The organism is Selenomonas sp. (assembly GCF_052169755.1).
Lineage (GTDB): Bacteria > Bacillota > Negativicutes > Selenomonadales > Selenomonadaceae > Selenomonas.
On record NZ_JBQNBV010000128.1, the window covers coordinates 1 to 5899 of the forward strand.

The 5899-nt window shown below is 53.1% G+C and carries 7 protein-coding genes; all 7 read left to right on the forward strand.

Annotated features, from left to right (window positions below; all coding sequences use genetic code 11):
* Positions 1-1635, forward strand: a 1635-nt coding sequence (locus ACTTKG_RS08650; protein ID WP_442673814.1) for a bifunctional 3'-5' exonuclease/DNA polymerase, incomplete at its 5' end; no start/stop codon positions are given.
* 3 nt (positions 1636-1638) lie between these two features.
* Positions 1639-2061, forward strand: coding sequence for a DUF7768 domain-containing protein (locus ACTTKG_RS08655; protein ID WP_442673815.1), 423 nt, complete (start codon positions 1639-1641; stop codon positions 2059-2061).
* The gene (locus ACTTKG_RS08660) at positions 2058-3434 is read left to right on the forward strand and encodes a DNA-primase RepB domain-containing protein (protein ID WP_442673816.1); all 1377 of its coding nucleotides are present in this window, start codon (positions 2058-2060) and stop codon (positions 3432-3434) included. Before ACTTKG_RS08655 ends, ACTTKG_RS08660 begins: the two co-directional genes overlap by 4 nt.
* Positions 3398-4540 carry a DNA primase family protein gene (locus tag ACTTKG_RS08665; protein WP_442673817.1) on the forward strand — a complete coding sequence of 381 codons (1143 nt, stop codon included), beginning with the start codon at positions 3398-3400 and terminating at the stop codon, positions 4538-4540. The genes ACTTKG_RS08660 and ACTTKG_RS08665 overlap by 37 nt, the downstream gene beginning before the upstream one ends.
* A 180-nt stretch (positions 4541-4720) precedes the next feature.
* A complete protein-coding gene (locus tag ACTTKG_RS08670; RefSeq protein ID WP_442673818.1) occupies positions 4721-5056 on the forward strand; it encodes a VRR-NUC domain-containing protein in 336 nt (111 codons plus the stop codon).
* Positions 5053-5295 (forward strand): hypothetical protein, encoded by a 243-nt coding sequence (locus ACTTKG_RS08675; RefSeq protein ID WP_442673819.1) that lies wholly within the window; start codon positions 5053-5055, stop codon positions 5293-5295. Before ACTTKG_RS08670 ends, ACTTKG_RS08675 begins: the two co-directional genes overlap by 4 nt.
* Positions 5292-5720 carry a hypothetical protein gene (locus tag ACTTKG_RS08680; protein WP_009646698.1) on the forward strand — a complete coding sequence of 143 codons (429 nt, stop codon included), beginning with the start codon at positions 5292-5294 and terminating at the stop codon, positions 5718-5720. The genes ACTTKG_RS08675 and ACTTKG_RS08680 overlap by 4 nt, the downstream gene beginning before the upstream one ends.
* The last annotated feature ends 179 nt before the right edge of the window (positions 5721-5899 follow it).

Consider the following 5899-nt stretch of genomic DNA (forward strand, 5'->3'; position numbering starts at 1 on the left):
GCCCACAACATCGCCTTTGAATCCTCGATGGCATATGCGAAGGGCATCGCAATCCAAGAGCCTGTTTATGACACGATCTGCGCGTCGCAGATGAGCCTCAAAAGCACCTGTGAATTTCGCAGGCTGAATGAAAGCGGTCTGAAGCGATTGGCAGAGGAACTGTTTGGAGAACCGCTGCCATCATTTACGTACGTGACGGGCGGCAGGCACTTTGATGAACTGGATGCGGGGGATGCGGAAACGGTGCGCTACGGTGCTGCCGATGCGGACTTTGCCCTGCGTCTCTATCATAAGTTCAACGACTGGTTCGACCGTTATCTTCCGAAGCACAGAATCCTCGTGGAGAAAGTGGAAAGTCCGACCGCCGTATATCTCGGCATCATGAAGAAGAACGGCATCCCCGTGAATCTTTCCCTCATGGAGCAGAGAAAGGTGGAAGCGGAAGTCGAGATGGAGCGGCTGCGCAAGGAGATTTCCTTTATCATCGGCGACGTGAACATCGGGGCGAACTGCTCCACGCAGGCATTCAAGAATTATCTCTATCGAGATCTGCACCTGCCCGTATTGAAAACCACGGAAACCAACCGCGAGGCGGCGGACGACATGACCATGACGCTTCTCAAGGAATGGTGCGACATGAATCGCCCTGAGATGTCTGGGCTTTTCACGTTGGTACAGGAATACCGCAAATGGGGCAAGATCAAGTCCACCTACATTGACGGATATTTGAAATATGTCAATGCCGTCACAGGGCGCATCCATCCGGAGATATTCGCGCTTTCCACGGACACCGGCAGGATGAACTGCCGCAAGCCCAATGCGCAGAACATGCCGCGAAAGACGAACGATCCCGTCGGCGTGCGAAACTTCATCCAAGCACCGGAAGGTCAGCTCGTCCTGTCGCTCGACTTCTCGCAAATCGAGCTGCGCGTGGGTGCATTCTACTGCCGCGATGAAGTGATGCTCAAGACGTACCGCGAAAACGGCGACATTCATGCCGCCACGACATCCGTCATCTTCGGCGTGAGCGATGAAGAAGCCAAGGACAAACATGCGGAAGGCTACAAGGAGCGCAGAACTATCGCCAAAAACGTGAACTTCGGCACCTTCTACGGACTCTTTCCCAGAGGATTGCAGAAAACGTTGAAGTTCAAGGCGGGCGTAGGAAAATCCCTTGATGAATGTGAAACGGTCATCGCCAACCTCAAAGCCGGTTACCGCAGACTGTCCGCATGGCAGGAAGAAACGAAAGCGCAGGCGGCAAGGCGGATGTATTCGGAAACGTGGCTGGGCAGGCGCAGATATCTCCCGCAAATCCGAAGCGACAACTGGGGTATGAAGTCCTTTGCCGAAAGATGCGCTCTGAACACACCGATTCAGGGGACGGCGGCGGATATTTTGAAAATCGCTGTCACGAGGATTCTTGCGGGACTTTCTGAGCGTCCATGGCTGAAGCCCATTCTTCAGATACACGACGAACTGACATTTCTCATCCCCGAGGAAAGACTCTCGGAAGCCGTAACTTTTATACGCGCCTGCATGGAAGCGCAGCCCTTTCCGGACTTCGATCTTCCGTTGCTGGCAGAAGCCGCAGCCGGAAAGAACTTCGGTGCGATGGAAGAGTTGGAGGATTGACCGATGCACAGAAACAGCGAAGGCTATGCCGATCCCACCGCAGGGGCGGCGATGCAGAGGATTCTGTATCAGCAGTACATCGAGCGGCAGAAGAAGCGGAATGCTTACAAGAACCGCAGGAAAATCTACGTGGCGTCGAGATATGCGGGCAGCATAGAAGCGAATGTGCAAGCGGCGATACGCTATTGCCGCCGTGTCATCGAGGCGGGATATATGCCGATCGCGAGCCATCTGCTCTATCCGCAGATGCTCGATGACAGCGACGTTGAAGAGCGCGAAATGGGGCTGATGTTCGGTCTGGCGCTCCTTCGGCTGTGCGATGAGGTCTGGGTGTTCGGCGAAATATCACGGGGCATGGCGGAGGAAATCAAGGAAGCGAAAGAACGGAAGAAAACGCTTCGGTATTTCAAGGAGGAAACAACATGAATGTAACGGCGACGGATGTTCTCGGTGCGCTCTTCAATCCGACCGATACGGTCTGCTTTCGCGTATTCGAGGACAAGAAAACGGGTGTTTTCCAAGGCGTGAAGCTGTCCTGCGAGTGCGGGAAGTACAAGAGCATCGAGGAAACGCTCAAGAATCACAATGCCATGCAGCGGGGCATCTTCTTCGTGGTCAACTACGGCGGACAGGAGGATGCCGCCATCACGAGAATCAACGCGCAGTTCTTCGAAATGGACGACGGCACCTTCGAAGAACAGCAGAAAAAGATTGATGCCTTTCCCTTGCCGCCCTCCATGGTAATCAAGACGCAGAAATCCCTGCACGTTTACTACTTCATGGATTCGACCGCCAAAGTGGAACGCTTTCGCGAGATACAGAAGCGGCTCGTCAAGCAATTCGGCGGCGATCCCGTGTGTGTGAACGAATCGCGCGTCATGCGTCTGCCCGGATTTCAACACTGCAAGAAGGAGACGCCCGTCGAAGTGACCTGCATCTCCTTTCACCCGGAGCGCAAATACACGCAGGAGCAGCTGACAAGCGTTCTGCCGGAAGTTGAAGGTGCGCCCGCAGAACGCAGGAACGGTACGGCAAAAGGTTTGGAGCAGGTATGCCGTGCCTGTGATTTCATCAAGCACTGCCGAGAGAATGCGTCGACGCTCTCCGAGCACGACTGGTATGCCATGATTACCAACCTCGCGCCTTTTGACGGCGGGACGGCAAGGATTCACGAACTGTCGCTCCCTTATCCGAGATACTCCGAGGCGGACACTCAAAGGAAAATCAACCACTTTCTGGAGAGCGGCACAAAGCCCATGACATGCTGGACGATTGCTGAAAAAGGCTTCAAGTGCCCGAAGGCAGGGAAATGCCCGGTGAAATCCCCGGCGGCGCCTTGCTTCCAACCGATGGAAATCAATGTGCTGTTGGAAATCCTGCAGGGGCTTCCCGTGACAGGCGAGCCGGTCAAAGACTTGCAGACCGCCAAGGCCTTCATGCTCGATTATCTCTACAATCAGGATATGGTGACGGCGGACGCTATGATTCAGTCGAAAATTCGCGACCATTTCAAGCTGCCGCCCGCATTCTTGAAGTCATTGCAGACGGCGTTCAAGGCAGAAAGCAAAGCGTTCCAGAAGAAACTGAAGGCAAAGAAGGCGAGAGCACTCAAATCCTTTCCCGATTGGTATGAACCGACGGATGCAGGATTGCGCTTCCTGCCGGGCGTGCTTGCTGAGACGCTGGCGAAAAAAGAGAAGGTCTTTTATGCGGCAGAGCAGCACTTTCGCTACCAAGGCGGCGTGTATGCCGAGATGCTGAGATGGAAGCGCAGAGGCTCGTACAGGAGCAGATGCTGATTCGCGAAACGAAGATGAGTCAGATCGTCGATGCGGAGAAACAATGGCGTCTCCTGGTGCAGCGCGATATCCGAGAACTGAATGCCAATCCCTACATCATCAACGTTCGCAACGGTCTGTACAATGTTTTGGAGGATACTTTGACGGAGCATACGCCGGACTATTTCTCGACGGTGCAGCTCGATGTCGCCTACGACAAGGCAGCGGGATGCCCATTGTTCAGGAAGTTTCTCGCCGAGTCGATGGGAGGCGACATGGAGCAGGTCGGGCTGATTCAAGAAATGCTCGGCTACTTCCTCATCCCCGTCAACTCGGCGCAGAAATGCTTTGTCATTGTCGGCGCGGCATCGGCGGGAAAATCCGTGCTATTGCGCGTACTGAATGACGTCCTCTTAGGCAGGCGGAACGTGAGCAATGTGTCGTGGCAGGCGCTGAATGAGCAGTTCAAGACGGCGGAACTTTTCGGCAAGCTCGCCAACATCTTTGCCGACCTGCCGACGAAGAACATCGACGACAACGGCATCTTCAAGGCGCTCGTGGGCGAGGACTATCTGACCGTGGAGAAAAAGAACAAAAATCCGTTCAGCTTCCAGTCGAGCGCAAGGCTCCTGTTCTCATGCAACAGCATACCGAAGAACTACGGCGACCGCTCCGAGGGCTTTTACCGCAGGCTTGTCATCCTGCGCTTCAAATACACCGTGCCGAAGGAAAAACGCGATCCGGAGCTCTTGGAGAAATTCCGCATGGAAGCGGACGGCATCTTCCTCTTTGCCTTGGAAGGGCTTCGCTGTCTGATGGGGAATCGCTACATCTTTTCGGAAACGCAGGTCAATGCCGATGAACTGCAGCAATACAGGGAAGAGTCCGACCCCGTGCTGTCCTTTGTAAAGGACTGCTGCGAACTTTCTGCAGAACATTCCGTTGGTTCGACGGAGCTGTTCAATGCGTACAAAGGCTACTGCGAAGAATGCGGCTTGCGTCCGTATTCGCAGAAGAATTTCGTGCAGCAAATCACCGCGACGTTTTCCGGCATAACACGGGGTGTGGATGCCATGGGGAAAAGGCGGACTCTCATAGGCATCAAGCTCGGTGAATGCCTTGGATGAAGCGCGGATTTCCTGCCGGAAATATCACCACAATCTGACACGTTTGACATGTAAATCCTATCTCTTTATATATACACATATTTATTATACACATCATATTTTATAAAAATTTACAGTACAATAGGATTTTTGCTGTCAAATGTGTCAGAAGCCTTGAAAACAGGGAGGTCTGTTTGACAGATGAAAGAGTCATATATCGTAAAAGCTATTTTGAAGCACCTTAAGCGCGTGCCGGGATGCTTCTGTTGGAAGGAACATGGCGGCATGTACGGGACGGCAGGCATTCCCGACATCATTGCCTGCATCGGCGGACAGTTCTTCGCCTTCGAGGTCAAGACCGAGCGTGGCAGAGCGACGAAGTTGCAGGAAGCGACGCTTCGAAAAATCCTCGCGGCGGGAGGCATCGCCTCGGTGGTGCGCTCGGTGGCTGAAGTGCAGGCGGTCATAGAAGATTCGCTGCCGAGAGATAAAGATTGCAAAGAAACGATTCACAAAAAAGGAGGAGATTCCAGATGAACTGGATGAAAGAAATGGCTGTAATACAGCTGTATGAGAATCTGGCGAATGCCATTATTGAGCAGGCGGCAAATGACTTTCGAGAAGCAAAGCGCCGCCTGCAGAAAAACGCAAGAGATGCGGAAGCGGAGAAGACCTACAGGGAGACCAAGCGGTTCTTCCGCTCAGAATGGTTCAGCCAGTTGACGACATTGGATGGCGAGCTTCTGCTCGAAAAGCTGGAGGAGGAGTCTGAATGACAGCAAAAGAGTATTTGGCGCAGGCGAGGAACATCGACCAGCGCATCAATGACAAGCTCGCCTATGTGGCGCAGCTGCATGATATGGCAACGAACGTCAGCGCGGTCATCAGCAATATGCCAAAGAGTCCAAGTCCGAACAATCAGAAGATGGAAAGCATCATTGTGCGGTTAGCGGACACAGAAGCGGAAATCAATGCAGACATCGACCGTCTGGTGACTCTGAAACTTGAGATTATGAATACGATCTGGCAGGTCGAGGACGCGAAAGCCTGTGCCATCCTTGAGCGACGCTACCACAGCTTCAAATCGTGGGAGGAAATCGCCGCCGATTTAAATGTCAGCGTGCGATGGGTACATAAGATCCACGGCAAGGCGCTGGAAGATGTAGAAAAAATTTTGAAAAAGGACATAAAAATGCATTAGACTGCACATGAGTTCACAAAGGTTCGTATTGCGTTCACTAGGTTGATTTTGATATGATAGAATCAGCAAGAATAGGAAGAAGCCATCGAGGGAGAAATCCCGTCGGTGGCTTTTTTGTTGGAGGTGCGAGATGCCGAGGAAACCGAAACGCCCCTGCCGTATGACAGGCTGCCCGAATC